Source organism: Ruegeria sp. AM9, from assembly GCF_056540565.1.
In genome coordinates this window covers 12,026-27,689 of record NZ_JBQFWY010000013.1, presented here as the reverse complement: position 1 = coordinate 27,689, position 15,664 = coordinate 12,026, and the positions used below count along the sequence as shown (strand labels likewise).

Below are 15,664 nucleotides of genomic sequence, written 5' to 3'. Positions count from 1 at the left end.
CGTAACGGTGGTGTTGCGTCAGGCGGCCGGATCAGCGTCGCCCAGCAGCTGCACGCCGTTGATCTTCCAGCCGTTTTCAAGCGGCACCATCTGATAGTCGAGGATATGCACCCGGCCCGCGCCATCGGTGATCATGACTTTCTGCCACAGTGAACCGGCGACTTCGCGCAGTTCCAGAAACCGCACATCCGCAGGCCGCCAGACCATCGGATAGCCGCGTTTGACCATCACCCCAAAGTTCTCGGGCGTCTGGAAAAGACGTTGGATGTTGGGGCTGGCAAAGGTGAAAGCGGTGGCGAAATCATCCGCCTTGAAGGCCTGTATCTGCGCCGCGATATTGGCCTCGATCTCGTCACTCTGGGCAAGCGCACCCGAGGTCAAACCGGCGCTTAAAAATACAGCAAGCAATAGACGACGCATGGAGCCACCTCCTGATCAGAGGATAGCCCCACGCGGTATCAGGTCAAATCAGACCAGCTCGCCGGCCAGTGCCTTGTCGATCAGCGCGATGGTTTCCGGCACACCGTAGAGTGCAATGAAACCGCCGAAACGCGGACCTTGCGAGGCGCCCAGAAGCACCTCGTAAAGCGCGGTGAACCAGCCGCGCATAGGGTCGAACCGCTCGCGTCCGATGGAGTAGACAACCGATTGCAGCGCTTCGTCTTCAGCGGGGCCATCATAAGCCTCGAGCGCGGCTTTCAACGCCTCCAGCGCCTCGCGTTCCTGATCGGTTGGCGCGCGGTGCTGGCGGGTCGGTTTCACGAAATCGTTGAAGTAACGCACCGCAAAGCCCGCCGCCTGATCCAGGTCGGGATGCGTTTCGGCTGTGGCGTCGGGCGCGTAACGGCGGATGAAGCCCCACAATGCCTCTTTGTCCTCGGCCCCCGAAACCGAGGCCAGGTTCAGCAGCATCGCAAACGGCACCATCAGCGTGGACTCGGGGACACTGCCTCCGTGGATGTGCCAGACAGGATTGTTCAACTGCGCCTTCAGGTCCTGCCCCGGATAGGCCCGCAACTGCTGGTGATACTCATCATACGCCTTGGGGATGACGTCGAAATGCATCCGCTTGGCGGTTTTGGGCTTCTGATACATGAAATAGGCCAGCGACTCGGTCGGCGCATAGGTCAGCCACTCGTCAATCGACACGCCATTGCCGGACGATTTCGAAATTTTCTGACCATTCTCATCCAGGAACAGCTCGTACGAGAAGTGTTCCGGCGCTCGGCCACCCAGCGCACGGCAGATCGCGTCATAGATTTTCTCGTTGGTCGCGTGTTCCTTGCCATACATCTCGAAGTCAACGCCCAGCGCGGCCCAGCGCGCGCCGAAATCCGGCTTCCACTGCAGCTTGACGTTGCCGCCGGTGACGGGCAACGTCCATTCTTTGCCGTCCTCATCATCGAAGGTGACCGTATAGGTTTCTGCACACACCTTTTTCATCGGCACATACAGAACCCGACCGGTCTCGGGATGGATCGGCAGGAAGATCGAATAGGTTTGCTGACGCTCTTCGCGCAGGCTTTTCAGCATGATCGCCATGATGTCGCCATAGCGTTCAACCGCACGCTTCAGGATCTCGTCAAATTGGCCCGAGCGATAGAAGTCACGCGCCGAATAGAATTCGTACTCGAACCCGAAGGTGTCGAGGAAGCGGCGCAGCATGGCGTTGTTATACTCGCCAAAGCTGGGGTACTCGCCGAACGGGTCGGGTACCGAGGTCAGTGGGCACTGCAGATAACCCTGCAGCTTTTCCGGGTTCGGCACATTGCTTGGCACCTTGCGCATCCCGTCCAGGTCGTCCGAGAAACAGATCAGCTTGGTCGGGATGTCCGACAATGCCTCGAACGCGCGCTTGACCATCGTGGTCCGCGCGACCTCGCCAAAGGTGCCGATATGCGGCAGGCCCGAGGGGCCATAGCCGGTTTCGAACAGCACGTACCCCTTTTCCGGAGCGCCTTTCTGATAGCGTTTGAGTAACCGGCGCGCCTCTTCAAAAGGCCAGGCCTTGGACGACATCGCGGTTTCACGCAGTTCAGACATCAGATTTGCTCCATCGGGAAAACAGCGTCGGTCGCCCTGTGCAACCGACCGGCCCCTCCTATTGTGCCGGTGCAGCATGAGTCAATAAACTGCGGTTTTTTTCCTGATGAGATTGCTGATTTACGCAGTCAGCTGGTCCAGTTTGGCAGCCCAGATGAAGTCATTCTCGCTGAGGCCTCCGATTTCATGGGTGGTCAGTTTGACGTCCACATAGCCCCAGCCAAAGCTGACATCCGGGTGATGCCCCTGTTGATCGGCCAGCCAAGCGCAGAGATTGGCTAGGTAAGTCGCCTTGGCAAATCCCTTGAACGTGTAGTGGCGGCTGAGTTGTTTGGCATCAGCATCCAGCTTCCAGTCCGAGGACAGCTCGGCCATATGCGTGTTTGCCTCATCCCGCGTCAAAGCCGGGACACCTCCGGAACAGGGTACGCAGGTTCGGTCCGAAAGGCTGCAGGTTTGTCCTGATGTGGTCATGATCCGTTCACTCCGCTGCGGTTGCTTTTTCCGGGAACTTGTTCGGCAGCAACCCAAGGGACTGCGCCTGACGCACATCTGCAAGCAGATCACGATCCGCAGCTGCGAACAGGTCCTCAGGCGAGTTTAACACGAAATAGCCCATCTGGTGCATGTCGATCCGATAGGGCGTGCGCAGGATCGTCAGGACATCGAACGGATCGCGATCAGGAATGTCGCTTTCTACGGAATAGAGCAGCTCGGTCGGAGACGACGCAAGCCCGGACCCGAGCGCCTTGATCTCTCCGTCCTGCCGACGCAGGCCGAACTCGATGGAGAACCAGTAGAGCCGGATCAGCCAGGAATAATCCTTGTCGCGCGCCTTCGCCCCGGCTTTGCCGATAGCATGACTGAAGGCAGCAAAGCGCGGATCGCTCAGCAAAGGGGTATGGCCGAAGATCTCATGAAAGATGTCGGGTTCTTCGATGTAATCGAAATCCTCGCGCGAGCGGATAAAGGATGCGGCGGGAAAGACCCGGTCTGCCAACATACCAAAGAAGGTTTTGAACCCGATCAGCGCAGGCACCGGCTGCACCCGCCACCCGGTCATGTCCATCAGGCGCTCCGAGATATCGGCGCAGGACGGCACGCTGGTTTTCGGCAGCTCAAGACGCTCCAGCCCCGCAAGGTAATCGCGGGCCATGTAGCGCTGTACGTTCTCTTCTTGTGCGGCATAGAGATCGGCCCAAACCGCGTCTTCCTCGGACGTATAGGCAATATGGCCGCGCGCATCGGCCACCTTGGCGACGTATTTGGTCGATTTTGGCATCACTTTTCCTCCTTGAGAAAAGTATAGCCGCGCTTCCTGGTGATTTTGGTTTGGTAAACAGTGGTTTTATCGGTATTTTGGCAAATACATATCGCCAAGGCATCAATTGTGAAACAAATGCTTCAACCTGCTGATATTGCCATTCTGCAAGAGCTGCAGACCGATGGCCGCCTGTCGATGCAGGACCTTGCCGACCGCACCGGCCTTTCGGCCTCGCAATGCTGGCGGCGCGTGCGCGAGTTGGAGGCGTCCGGCGTGATCTCCGGCTATATCGCACAGGTGCGGGCCAAGTCCGTGGGGCTGGATGCCATCGCCTATGTCCACATCGCCCTGCGCGACCACCAAGAGGATAGCATCACCGCATTCCTGCGGCTGGTCGAAACCGAACCGCAGATCGTCGAATGCGCCTCGATCACCGGGGATCATGACTTTATCCTGAAGGTCTATGCCAAAACACCCGAAGACCTTGAGCATTTCATCATGCAGCGGCTGCTGAAGTCCGGTTTGGTGCGTGACACCCGCAGCAATTTCGTGCTGCGGCAGACTAAAACGCGAGGGCCGCTGCCCATTCTGTGACCCAATCCGGCAAAATCCGTTGAACCTGCGCGCCAGCCCTCCTATCGTGCGGGCGCAGAAAGCCCAATCAGGACGACACCATGACCGAACAAGTACCCCACCCGATGTCCCCACAGGATTGCCTTGTCGCGATCATGGTTGCGGTCTCTGCCTCGGATGAGACCATCCGCACCGCCGAGCTGGTCAAGATCGAAGGCGCGGTCAACATGCTGCCGGTTTTCGCGGAATATGACATCGACCGCACCCGCCGTGTGTCCCAGACCGTGTTCGACCTGTTCGAACAGGAAGACGGGCTGGACGCCCTGTTCGGCCTGATCCGCGACAACCTGCCCGAGCGGTTGCACGAAACCGCCTACGCGCTGGCCTGCGATGTGGCCGCAGCAGACGGGTCGCTTGCCGAAACCGAGCTGCGCCTGCTGGAAGAAATCCGGTACGAGCTGAATATCGACCGGCTGCACGCCGCCGCGATCGAGCGTGGCGCGCGGGCGCGTCACACCACCTGACCTCAGCTGCCCGCCAGCATCCCCCAGCGTTCGATCAGAGCACGTTGCAGCTTGCGCGACCTGTTGTTCCAGCTGCGCGCACCGTCGGGGCGTTCACGCAACGCGCGGGGGATGGTCGCGCGATGGTCGACATCTGCGGTGAAGATGGCAAAGGCCAGCTCTGATCCATCCGGCGCCGTGATGAACCCGCCCAGCCCCGACACGAAATTCAGCGTTCCTGTCTTGGCATCCACTCTGATCGGATGATCCTTGACCGGCCGCCCCTGACTGTCCAAAAGCTTGAATTTCTTGAGCAGCGGCTGAAGTGCCCCGTCTTTATGAGCCTTGACCAACGCTGTCACCAGATCTGCGGGCGCGACGCGTGACGCATCGCCCAGCCCCGAGTGATCCACCATCGCGATGCCACGCACACCGTAGGACTCATAGGCCCAGCGGTTCATTTCCTCAGCGGAATCAGCCAGACTCTGCAATTCGGCGCCCCGTGCTTTCGAAGCCGCCATTCCAACCATTTCAGCTGTGATATTGGTCGAGTATTTCAGCATACCCCGCAGGATACTCTCCAATGGATCGCTTTGATGCACCACCAGAACTGAGCCCTGCGGAGCCTCGCGCGTGATCTGCACGCGGCCCAGAACTATTCCATTCACCCGCGCCAATGTGCGGAACACATCGCCCGTATAAAGCGCAGGCTTGCGCACCGGCAACCAACGCGCGCCGCCATTGCCCAGCGCGCCTTTGGCCACTGTCCAACGATCCTGCCGGGCGCTTGGCTGATAGGTGTAGATCGGCAAACTGCGCTTTTCGACCTGCATCGACGCCATATCCACGGACGGCCTGTAGCGGGCCGTGCGGGCGTCCATGGTCACATCGTAACCAGTGCCGTCGCGCTTCCATTCGAAATGAACGCGGTTGAAGTTGAGAGAGATGCCACTGATGGCCGGGCTGTATCCCAGATGATCGGGCTGCCCGGGGTCAATGCTGAACACGTACGGCAGCGCCCCGTCATAGACCTTGAACGCGCCCTGCACCTCGGTGATCCCGGCCTCGCGCAGATTGGCGGCCATTGCAGCCAGATCGTCAGTATCCAGCAGAGGGTCTCCGCCGCCCACAAGGATCAGGTCGCCCTTGAGCACGCCATTCTCGATCAGGCCATCGGCGATCAATGCGGTTTCAAACCGGTAATCCGCCCCCAGCACGTCCAGCGCATATAGCGCTGTCAACGCCTTGGCGACACTGGCAGGGGGCAAGCCCTGATCGCCGCCAAACGCCTCAAGCTGAGTACCCGTTTCCACATCCGAGACAGCAAAGACCACCTCGCCCCGCAACCCCGCAGCCCGGACAAGCCGCTCGGCCCCGCCGGACAGGTCCTTCCGAAGCAGAGGCCGCAAGGATCGGACAGGGGCATCGGCCAGAGCCGGACCGGAAACGACCGAAGCCCCCAGCCCGGCAAGAAACAAACGACGTGAAAAACGATCAACCATGGGTCAATTAAAATCCCAGAGATCAAAGGCAAACAACCACTGAATGGGATTATGCGCCCATCGTGGCTATTCAGGCAACACCCCGCCGTCCCATTCGCCACGCGTGCGCAGCTCGGTCGAGCTGACATCGACCATCGGCACATTGACGAAACACCACGCCGGAGCCTGCGCGCGGCCCAGCAGATGCCGCGCCTGACCGTCGATGCGATAGCGCGCATACAGTCGGGCCGCAGGCGACATGCGGGCCGAGATCCGGTCCCCCGGTCGCGCCACCACGCCGACCGGCACGCTATCCATGATCTGGCGCCAGTCCTTCCAGCGGTGGAACTGCGCGAGGTTGTCGGCGCCCATCAGCCAGACAAACTTCACCTGCGGATAAAGCCGCTGCAACGCCACCAAGGTGTCTGCCGTCGCCCGCGTTCCGGTCAGCGCCTCGATATCCGTTACTTCAACGCGCGGATGCTGCATCACAGCCTGCGCCGCCCGAACCCGCCGCTGCAACGGCGCAGGTCCGCGTTCTTTTAAAGGGTTGCCCGGCGATACCAGCCACCACACCCGATCCAGCCCGAAGGCCTTCATCGCCTCAAGTGTGACGTGCACGTGCCCCCGATGCGGCGGATCGAAGGACCCGCCGAACAGACCGATAACCTGCCCCGGACGTGCATATGGAAGGACGCTGCGCAACATTCCTTGCTGATGTTCAGAACTCAAGCGGCTTGTCAATCAACAGGTTGCACAGGGTCACCCAGCCGGACCCGCCCGGACTGCACCACTTCGGCACACCAACCCCCATGGCCGCGCACGGCGGAATAGCCACCTTTGCCCAACGCCTCCTCCATCCGGCTGCAAGGCGCGCAAATGAGTGTGAAACGAAAAATAGCCTCGCCCACCCGCACCTCGCGCCCCTTGAGCGCGGCCAGATTGATCCCCGAAACCACCAGATTGCGCCGCAAGATGTCCGGTGCGACCGGCCCCTGCCCCAGATATGACCCAATCGCCGCAAGATGCTCTTGCTGGATCAGAGTCACCGCCCGCTTGCCCGCGCGACCTCGGTCACCTGAAAGCCCATCGGCCGTCACCATAGCCGCGTCCACGGCAACCAATGGCGCCCGACGCTCGGGCCGAAGGCCAATCCAGTCCACCCGACCGGGCCGTGTCCAGCCCGCTATCAACTCTGCCAGTTTCGACAAACCGTCCCCCGCGTTCAGCCGCGCCAATCTAACCGAGGCCGCATCGATACGAAATTCACAAAACCACCAGCTTGCCCCGCCCGCCCGGCTTGGATATCTAGCGGTTTAACCTGATTTCCCCGACCCAAAGGACGCGACATGGCCGCCTATCAATATGTCTACCACATGCAGGGTGTCTCAAAGACCTATCCCGGTGGCAAGAAGTGCTTTGAAAACATCCACCTGAGCTTTCTGCCCGGTGTGAAAATCGGTGTCGTCGGCGTCAACGGCGCGGGTAAATCGACGCTGATGAAGATCATGGCAGGCCTCGATACCGATTTCACCGGTGAGGCATGGGCCGCCGAAGGCGCCAAGGTCGGCTATCTGCCGCAGGAACCGAAGCTGGATGAATCCCTGACCGTGCGCGAAAACGTCATGCTGGGCGTCGCCGCGAAAAAGGCCAAGGTCGACCGGTTCAACGAGATTGCCATGGAAATCGCCGAGAACTACTCGGACGAGCTGATGGAAGAGATGACCACCCTGCAGGACGCGATCGACGCGGAAAACCTGTGGGATCTGGACAGCCAGATCGACGTCTCGATGGAGGCGCTGCGCTGCCCGCCGGACGATGCCAACATCGCCAACCTCTCAGGCGGTGAGAAACGCCGTGTGGCGCTGTGCAAGCTGCTGCTGGAAGCGCCCGACATGCTGCTGCTTGATGAGCCGACCAACCACCTGGACGCTGAAACGATTGCCTGGCTGCAACAGCACCTGATCGACTACAAGGGCACCATCCTGATCGTCACTCACGACCGCTATTTTCTGGATGACATCACAGGCTGGATTCTGGAGCTCGACCGTGGCCGCGGCATTCCTTACGAGGGCAACTACTCTGCATGGCTGGAACAAAAGGCCAAACGGCTGGAGCAGGAAGCCCGCGAGGACAAATCCAAGCAGAAAACCCTGCAGCGCGAATTGGAATGGATGCGTCAGGGTCAGAAGGCCCGTCAGGCCAAATCCAAGGCCCGGATCAACGCCTATAACGAACTGGCCGAACAGTCCGAGCGCGAAAAGCTGACCCGCGCCCAGATCGTCATCCCCAACGGCCAGCGCCTCGGCGGCAAGGTGATCGAGGTCGAAGGGTTGGCCAAGCACATGGGCGACAAGCAGTTGATTGAAAAGCTGGATTTCGCTCTGCCCCCCGGCGGCATCGTCGGCGTCATCGGCCCCAACGGCGCCGGTAAATCGACCCTGTTCAAAATGCTGACCGGTCAGGAACAACCCGACGCAGGCACCATCACGCTGGGCGACACGGTCGAACTGTCCTATGTCGACCAGTCCCGCGATGACCTGAAAGACAACGACACCGTTTGGGAGGCGATCACCGGCGGCGCCGAGATCATCCAGCTGGGCGACGCACAGGTCAATTCGCGCGCCTATTGCTCGTCCTTCAACTTCAAGGGCGGCGATCAGCAGAAAAAGGTTTCGCTGCTATCTGGTGGTGAGCGCAACCGCGTCCACATGGCCCGCCTGTTGAAAGAGGGCGGCAACGTCCTGCTGCTCGACGAACCGACCAACGACCTTGACGTCGAAACCCTGCGCGCACTGGAAGACGCGCTGGTTGATTTCGCCGGCTGCGCTGTGGTCATCTCGCACGACCGTTTCTTCCTCGACCGGATTTGCACCCATATTCTGGCCTTCGAGGGCGATGCCCACGTGGAATGGTTCGAAGGCAACTTCGAAGATTACGAAGAGGACAAAAAGCGTCGTCTGGGACCGGACGCGCTGGAGCCCAAGCGCCTAAAGCACAAAAAGTTTGCACGATGATCGGCTTTATCGAGAAACGCATCGACAAATGGAAGCGCAGCGTCCGCAAGCGGGTTGCTATTCGGCGTTTGCAGCGGATTCCGCAAAACGCACCCAAAAACTGTGTCATTGTGGCAAGCAATGGCCGGTCCGGCAGCACGCTGACCTTTCTGGCCCTTGCTGATACGTTGAAAGAGATCGATCCGCTATCGGCAAAGCGGGTGGATTTTGTAGCCCGGCTGAGTGATACCGAGTTTTACACTCCGTGCGTGTATAAGACTCACGACTTTCCTCAGCCGCTGTCCACATGGCCCGAAAATACCCGCGTCGTTTTTTGCTTCGGTCCGACCAAGGATTCAGCGTTTTCCGTGTATTCCGCAATGGAAAGATACGGCGCAGACTGGATCGACCAGCACTTCTATCACCTGCACGCCACCGGCACGTTTGATGAGTTGTTCGAACGCGACGTGCTGCAGCAGGCACGGCAGATCAGGGAGTGGGTCACGTTTGAAGATGTCCCCGTTCTGTGCGTTCGCTATGATGCGCTTTGGGACCATCAGGATACGATTTCGCGGTTTACCGGGTTGGATTTCACCCCGCCCAAACGGCGCGAGCGGACCCCGAAAGACATCCCTGAAGAGTTCAAGGCCAGCGCCGATCAGCTGTATGACCCGATTGATGAGGTGATCGATCAATTGCCGGAATGCTTCATAGCCTCGGCCCAATACAGCAGCGTCGTGAATAAACTGCCCGCCACCGACTGAGCCACGCCCTTGGGTGAATCGCGACGGAATCCTTCGAAACCTGCGTACGCGGCGCCCTGTCAGGCCGTCCGCATCCAGCGTCCACATGCGCAAATATCACCCGGTCAACTTGGCAACCGGTCGAACCTGGTTCAATCTGGCACCGGACCGCCTTATGCGGGCGTCAAGTGACAAAGGATCAATTTAGTGAGAGTGCTTTTCTCAAAGGGGCTTGTATTCATATCCAAGCCACGCTGTGGCTCTACATCGGTCCGCAAGTATCTGACGCGGCACCTGTCGAAAAAATCCGGAGATTTTGCTGTCGACTACGCGCATGAGTCCGAGCATTTTCACCCCCACGATACCGCCCCATACGTCAAGGCAAAGCTGGCGGAGCTTTATCCCGAACACGCTGGGCTTTCGTACTTCATGACGACAAGAAACCCGGTTAATTTACTTTGGTCCTGCTACCGGTATTTCAAACCCGATGCCGAGTGCCGCTACAACTTTGAACCCGGTTGGGACGAAACTACGACGATGGAGTTCGAAGACTGGGTCCAGCATGGCAAACTGGGCATGAAGGATGGGTGGAAGGAACTGGCCCCCAGTTGGATCTCCACGCAAAACCTGTCGCCCCTCAGCCTTGAGGCCTATTCCATTGACCGCGCGGGCGTTAACCACGTCGATCACCTGTTTCGGCTCGAAAACATAAACGAGCTGAATGACTGGCTTTCCGGCAGGCTGCCGAAACCCTGGTTTTCGGCTTTTTCACAGCGCGGAAACATTATTCCACATATCAATCAGGCAGAGGCGGGCGATCACGCCAAAGGTGGGGACAAGCCCATTGCCCTGTCTGACAAAAGCCTGAAAGCGATCCGGATGATGTTTCCCGCTGAAAGCGAAATGTACAAAATCTGAACCGGATTTTCCGGTTCCCCGGACCGGTTATCGTAACGTGCCGGGCGACCATGAGCAGGCCGGAGTGGCCACCCACTTTGGACTTCTAGGGGGTTTTGTTTCTTGCAGAACAGGACTCCTCCCTTGCCCCGCGCCGTTGCCGATGCCATATCTAAAGGGCTAACGTTTTTCTATTTCGACCTACTGTCTCCTTCTACGGCGCTCAGTCTATCGATCCAGACAACGACGCCAGGCTGCCGCAACTCCGTGGGCAGCACTAAACAGGAGACAACGGATATGCCTGCAGGCACCGTAAAATGGTTCAACACCACCAAAGGCTACGGCTTTATCGCACCCGAAGATGGCGGCAAAGACATCTTCGTTCACATCTCGGCCGTGGAACGCTCGGGCCTGACCGGTCTGGCCGACAACCAGAAGGTCACGTACGAGCTGCGCGCCGGCCGTGACGGCCGCGAAAGCGCCGACAATATCGTACTTGCATAAGGTATTGGAAGGGCAGAATATTCTCTGCCCTTTCTCTTTTCCGGGTGTACGCTTGCGCTCGTGTTGCTGCCTGATTGTGTGTCCCCACTACGACATCACAATAGGGTTACTTCTCTCCAACGATTGACCAGATCGGTTATCCTTCCGAGATTAGGGTCAAGATTTGTCTGTTGTTTTATAGAGAGCTGCCATGTTCACGCGCCGTACCTTTCTGACTGCGACCGCAGCCGCCAGCCTTGTGCCCGGCGTTGCGGCGGCCAAGAAGAAAGCTGTCGAATACGATCCCACACCGCAATTTGTGCGCATCAAAAAGCAATTCCAGCCGGGTCAATTGCTGGTCGCGCCGCGGTCCTTCTACCTGTATTACGTGACCGAGCCGCGTAAGGCGGTCCGCTATGGCTGCGGGGTCGGCAAGGCCGGGCTGGAATTCACCGGCACCGCCACCATCGACGTCAAGAAAGAATGGCCGACCTGGCGCCCGACCGACGAGATGATCGAGCGCGAACCCGTCACCTATGCCCGGTTCAAGGACAATGACTATGTCCAGCCCGGCGGCGGCGACAATCCTTTGGGCGCGCGGGCGCTTTACCTGTTCCAGAATGGCGTCGACACCTATTTCCGCATTCACGGCACCACGCAACCGCAAACCATCGGTCATGCGGTCTCAAATGGCTGTATCCGAATGATGAACGAACACGTGATCGACCTCTATGAGCGTGTGCCGATCGGGACCGTCGTGACCGTCGTTTGATCACTGCCGGGCCGCGGCGGCAAGTTCCAGCACATAGGGGCCAAGGTTTTCAACGATCAAGGCGACCCCTTCGGCATTTGGATGAATGCCGTCCGGCTGCATATAGCGGCGGGCGGCGTCCGGATCACCCTCGGCGGTCAACCCGGTGAAAAAGCTAGGGGCGTAGCCGGTTTCGTACTGATCTGCCAGATCAGGATAGATGGCATCAAATGCCTGTTTGTAATCGGCCCCGTAATTGCCGGGCACCTGCATCCCAACCAGCAGGATTTCAACATCCGCTGCGCTTGCCGTTTTGACAATCGCCTCAAGATTGCTGCGCGACACTGCCGGGTCGATCCCCCGCAACATGTCGTTGCCACCCAGCGTCACGATCATCCCGTCCACCTCTGGCGTCAGGGTCCAGTCCACTCGTGCCGCACCACCTGCCGTGGTGTCGCCGGATACACCGGCATTGATCAGGCGCACATCCACACCCTGCGCCTTTAGCCACCGATCCAGCTGAGGCACAAAGCCGTCCTGTTCGGGCAACCCATAGCCCTGGGTCAGCGAATCCCCTAAAGCAGCGATCACAACCTGCTCGGCTGTGACCGCAAAGCCGCAGCACACAAACAGCGTCGACATCAAAGCCTTGCGCAACATCTGAACCGCTCCATATCCCAATTGACCGTCCCAATCCGGAAAGGCCCATGACGACACCCGTTCTTTCGCTCCAAAATGCCGCTTTGTCGCTGGATGGCAATGCCGGTCGGGTGAATATCCTGCATGATATCTCGCTGACCGTCGCCCAAGGCGAAACGCTGGGGCTGGTGGGGCCGTCGGGGTCCGGCAAATCTTCGCTGCTGATGCTGATGGGCGGGCTGGAGCAAGCCACAGGGGGCATGATCACTGCCCTTGGCCACGATCTGACCGGAATGGATGAGGACGCCTTGGCCCGGTTCAGGCGCGGTGCGATGGGGGTGGTGTTTCAGAACTTTCACCTGATCCCGACCATGACGGCGCTTGAGAATGTGGCCACACCGCTGGAGCTGGCCGGGCACAAGGATGCGTTTGCCCGTGCCGAGGCGGAACTGGACGCGGTGGGTCTGTCGCATCGCCGCGACCACTACCCGGCGCAATTATCGGGGGGTGAGCAGCAACGGGTTGCCTTGGCGCGCGCCTCCGCCCCGCGCCCTCAAATCCTGCTGGCGGACGAGCCGACCGGCAATCTGGACGAAACCACGGGCGCTGCAATTGTCGACCTGTTGTTCGGATTACGGGACAGGCATGGTGCCACGCTGGTTCTGGTCACCCATAGCCACAGCCTGGCGCGCAAATGCGACCGGGTCGTCCGGTTGCGGGATGGCACCATCGCAGAAGACACGCAACAAGAGGCTGCGGAATGAGCCTGCGCCTTGCCGGTCGCCTGGCGCGCCGGGAGTTGCGCGGCGGTGTACGCGGTTTTCGCGTGTTTCTGGCCTGTCTGGCGCTAGGAGTTGCTGCCATTGCCGCCATCGGCTCTGTCCGGTCCGCGATCCAGGCCGGACTGACGCAGGAAGGCGCGGCACTGCTGGGTGGGAACGCGCAGCTGGAATTCACCTACCGCTTCGCCAGCGACGACGAGCGCGCGTGGATGCGACAGGCCGCGACCGAAGTGTCCGAGGTTGTGGATTTCCGCTCGATGGCCGTTGTGCGGCAGGGGGGCGAAACCCAGCGCGCCCTGACACAGGTAAAGGCCGTGGATGCGGCCTATCCGTTGATTGGAACGCCAAAGCTGGAACCCGACCAACCGCTCTCGGTCGCGCTGGACGGCCAGCAGGACCTGCCCGGAGCGGTGATGGATTCGGTGCTGATGGACCGGCTCGGCCTGTCCGTCGGAGATCGTTTTGCGCTTGGAACGCAGGATTTCGTGCTGACGGCCGCGTTGATCCACGAACCGGACGGCGCCGCGGACGGCTTCGGGCTGGGGCCGCGGACTCTGGTCCGGACCGAGGATCTGCAGGCATCCGGCCTGTTGGCACCGGGAACGCTGTTTTCCACCAAATACCGGCTGAGCCTGCCACCCGAGACCAATCTCGAAACCCTGTCTGCCGAAGCCAGGCAAAGCTTCGGCGGCACCGGAATGCGCTGGACCGATGCCCGTAACGGGGCACCCGGGATTGCCGAGTTTGTCGCGCGCCTGAGTGCGTTTCTGGTTCTGGTCGGCCTGTCCGGTCTGGCTGTCGGAGGCGTCGGCGTGTCAGCCGCTGTTCGCGCCTATCTGGCGCAAAAGACCAAAACCATCGCCACGCTGCGGACGCTGGGCGCGGATCGCGCGACGATCTTTCAAACCTACTTGATCCAGATCGGGGTCCTGACAGGGATCGGTATTGCGTTGGGGGTTACTCTGGGCGCGGTTTTGCCCCTGTTGCTGGCCCCACTGATCGAGGCCCGCCTGCCCGTCCCTGCTGTTTTCACGCTTTACCCCCGCCCTCTGGCCGAGGCTGCGCTGTACGGCGCCCTGACCGCGTACCTGTTTACCCTCTGGCCCCTCGCCCGAACCGACGAGGTTCGCGCCGCAACGCTGTTCCGCGACGCGCTGTCTTCGGCGCGCGCCGTGCCGCGTGCAGTTTTCGTTGTGGCAACCGTCATCGGGCTGGCCCTGCTGATCCTGTCGGCCGCGTGGTTCAGCGGTTCGGTACGCCTGACGCTCTGGACCGCCGCCGGGCTGGTCGGCGCGCTGGCGCTGCTGTCCCTTTCGGCCCTTGCGATCCGCAAACTGGCTCGCATCAGCACCACAGCCGTCCGTGGCCGCCCCGCCCTGCGGTGGGCCTTGTCGGCGGTCTCGGACCCGCGCGAGGGGGCCGCCTCGGTTGTGCTGTCTCTGGGGCTGGGTCTTTCAGTCCTTGCCGCCGTTGGCCAGATCGACGGGACTCTGCGCAATGCAATCTCGAGCAACCTGCCCGATGTGGCCCCGTCATACTTCTTTGTCGATATTCAAAAAGACCAAATGCCCGGCTTTACCGAACGGCTGGAAACCGACCCCGCCGTCAGCCGCATCGAAAGCGCTCCGATGCTGCGCGGGATCATCACCCGGATCAACGGGAAACCAGCGCGTGATGTAGCAGGCGATCACTGGGTTCTGGACGGGGATCGGGGCGTGACCTATTCCGCCACCCCGCCCCAAAACACCCGCGTCACCGCAGGGACCTGGTGGCCCGAAGACTACGCAGGCACGCCGCAAGTCAGTTTCGCCGCTGAAGAGGCCGAGGAGATGGGGCTGTCCCTGGGCGACAAACTGACCGTAAACATTCTGGGCCGCGACATCACCGCCGAAATCACCTCTCTGCGCGAGGTTGATTTTTCGACCGCAGGCATTGGCTTCATCATGTCGATGAACCCTTCGGCCCTTGCCGGAGCACCGCACAGCTTCATCGCCACCGTCTATGCCGAGGAACAGGCCGAAGCCGCCATCCTGCGCGATCTGGCGGGCCAGTTTCCCAATATTACCGCGATAAGGGTACGCGATGCGATTGACCGCGTCTCGGGCCTGCTGGCCGGGCTGGCGGCGGCGACTTCGTACGGGGCAGGAATATCCTTGCTGACCGGCTTTCTGGTTCTGATCGGAGCAGCCGCCGCCGGTGAAACCGCGCGGCGCTATGAATCAGCGATACTCAAGACACTGGGCGCGGACCGTCGGCGGATATTACTCAGCTTTGCCCTGCGCTCGGTCCTTCTGGGCGCGGCAGCCGGGAGTGTTGCCCTGCTGACCGGTATTTTGGGCGGCTGGGCCGTCGCCACTTACATCTTCAACACCGGATTCTCGGTCATCTGGACCCCAGCGCTGAGCATCGTTCTGGCTGGCATCCTGGTGACGTTGGGCGCGGGCCTTGCCTTTGCCCTGCGCCCTCTGGCCGTACGTCCGGCCCGCATCCTGCGGGCCACTGACTGATC

General features: G+C 60.4%; 17 protein-coding genes. 9 read left to right on the top strand and 8 right to left on the bottom strand.

Translation table 11 applies throughout. The features are described 5' to 3' along the window. Nucleotides 1-18 precede the first annotated feature (18 nt). The 4 genes from ACR0DO_RS17030 to phhA form a co-directional block, all read right to left on the bottom strand. Nucleotides 19-420 carry a DUF4864 domain-containing protein gene (locus ACR0DO_RS17030; RefSeq protein ID WP_480560563.1) on the bottom strand — a complete coding sequence of 134 codons (402 nt, stop codon included), beginning with the start codon at nt 418-420 and terminating at the stop codon, nt 19-21. A 48-nt stretch (nt 421-468) separates the two neighbouring features. Continuing rightward, nucleotides 469-2,043: a lysine--tRNA ligase gene (locus ACR0DO_RS17025; protein ID WP_480560561.1), complete on the bottom strand. Its 1,575-nt coding sequence runs from the start codon at nt 2,041-2,043 to the stop codon at nt 469-471. A gap of 120 nt (nt 2,044-2,163) precedes the next feature. Then, nucleotides 2,164-2,517, bottom strand: a complete 354-nt coding sequence (locus ACR0DO_RS17020) for a 4a-hydroxytetrahydrobiopterin dehydratase (protein WP_170445955.1) — start codon at nt 2,515-2,517, stop codon at nt 2,164-2,166. A 7-nt stretch (nt 2,518-2,524) separates the two neighbouring features. After that, on the bottom strand, nt 2,525-3,325 hold the full coding sequence (gene phhA / locus ACR0DO_RS17015) for a phenylalanine 4-monooxygenase (RefSeq protein ID WP_480560559.1): 801 nt from the start codon (nt 3,323-3,325) through the stop codon (nt 2,525-2,527). 117 nt (nt 3,326-3,442) lie between these two features. Between phhA and ACR0DO_RS17010 the strand changes: the two genes are divergently transcribed. After that, entirely contained in the window at nt 3,443-3,901 is a 459-nt protein-coding gene (locus ACR0DO_RS17010) for an Lrp/AsnC family transcriptional regulator (RefSeq protein WP_170445959.1), read from the top strand. 80 nt (nt 3,902-3,981) lie between these two features. Further along, nucleotides 3,982-4,404, top strand: a complete 423-nt coding sequence (locus tag ACR0DO_RS17005; protein WP_170327101.1) for a tellurite resistance TerB family protein — start codon at nt 3,982-3,984, stop codon at nt 4,402-4,404. A 2-nt stretch (nt 4,405-4,406) separates the two neighbouring features. Here ACR0DO_RS17005 and dacB read toward each other — a convergent pair whose 3' ends face one another. The 3 genes from dacB to ACR0DO_RS16990 form a co-directional block, all read right to left on the bottom strand. Further along, a complete protein-coding gene (dacB, locus tag ACR0DO_RS17000; protein WP_480560557.1) occupies nt 4,407-5,885 on the bottom strand; it encodes a D-alanyl-D-alanine carboxypeptidase/D-alanyl-D-alanine endopeptidase in 1,479 nt (492 codons plus the stop codon). A 66-nt stretch (nt 5,886-5,951) separates the two neighbouring features. Next, nucleotides 5,952-6,572: a nicotinate-nucleotide adenylyltransferase gene (locus tag ACR0DO_RS16995; protein ID WP_480560555.1), complete on the bottom strand. Its 621-nt coding sequence runs from the start codon at nt 6,570-6,572 to the stop codon at nt 5,952-5,954. 32 nt (nt 6,573-6,604) lie between these two features. Continuing rightward, complete coding sequence (locus ACR0DO_RS16990; RefSeq protein WP_480560553.1) at nt 6,605-7,102, bottom strand: MOSC domain-containing protein; 498 nt, start codon at nt 7,100-7,102, stop codon at nt 6,605-6,607. Between the two features lie 111 nt (nt 7,103-7,213). Here ACR0DO_RS16990 and ettA point away from each other — a divergent pair, with 111 nt between their 5' ends. The 5 genes from ettA (at nt 7,214) to ACR0DO_RS16965 (ending at nt 11,755) form a co-directional block, all read left to right on the top strand. After that, on the top strand, nt 7,214-8,881 hold the full coding sequence (ettA, locus tag ACR0DO_RS16985) for an energy-dependent translational throttle protein EttA (protein ID WP_480560551.1): 1,668 nt from the start codon (nt 7,214-7,216) through the stop codon (nt 8,879-8,881). Beyond that, complete coding sequence (locus ACR0DO_RS16980; protein WP_170445971.1) at nt 8,878-9,624, top strand: hypothetical protein; 747 nt, start codon at nt 8,878-8,880, stop codon at nt 9,622-9,624. Before ettA ends, ACR0DO_RS16980 begins: the two co-directional genes overlap by 4 nt. Before the next feature lie 408 nt (nt 9,625-10,032). Next, complete coding sequence (locus tag ACR0DO_RS16975; protein ID WP_480560549.1) at nt 10,033-10,521, top strand: hypothetical protein; 489 nt, start codon at nt 10,033-10,035, stop codon at nt 10,519-10,521. A 276-nt stretch (nt 10,522-10,797) separates the two neighbouring features. After that, nucleotides 10,798-11,004: a cold-shock protein gene (locus ACR0DO_RS16970; protein WP_170327110.1), complete on the top strand. Its 207-nt coding sequence runs from the start codon at nt 10,798-10,800 to the stop codon at nt 11,002-11,004. A gap of 190 nt (nt 11,005-11,194) precedes the next feature. After that, a complete protein-coding gene (locus tag ACR0DO_RS16965) occupies nt 11,195-11,755 on the top strand; it encodes a L,D-transpeptidase (protein ID WP_480560547.1) in 561 nt (186 codons plus the stop codon). Here the strand turns inward: ACR0DO_RS16965 and ACR0DO_RS16960 are convergent, their stop codons facing one another. Beyond that, nucleotides 11,756-12,394: an arylesterase gene (locus ACR0DO_RS16960; protein WP_480560545.1), complete on the bottom strand. Its 639-nt coding sequence runs from the start codon at nt 12,392-12,394 to the stop codon at nt 11,756-11,758. Between the two features lie 47 nt (nt 12,395-12,441). Between ACR0DO_RS16960 and ACR0DO_RS16955 the strand changes: the two genes are divergently transcribed. Together ACR0DO_RS16955 and ACR0DO_RS16950 are read left to right on the top strand one after the other, a co-directional pair. Continuing rightward, on the top strand, nt 12,442-13,137 hold the full coding sequence (locus ACR0DO_RS16955; RefSeq protein WP_480560543.1) for an ABC transporter ATP-binding protein: 696 nt from the start codon (nt 12,442-12,444) through the stop codon (nt 13,135-13,137). Next, nucleotides 13,134-15,662, top strand: a complete 2,529-nt coding sequence (locus ACR0DO_RS16950) for an ABC transporter permease (RefSeq protein WP_480560541.1) — start codon at nt 13,134-13,136, stop codon at nt 15,660-15,662. The genes ACR0DO_RS16955 and ACR0DO_RS16950 overlap by 4 nt, the downstream gene beginning before the upstream one ends. Nucleotides 15,663-15,664: the final 2 nt, after the last annotated feature.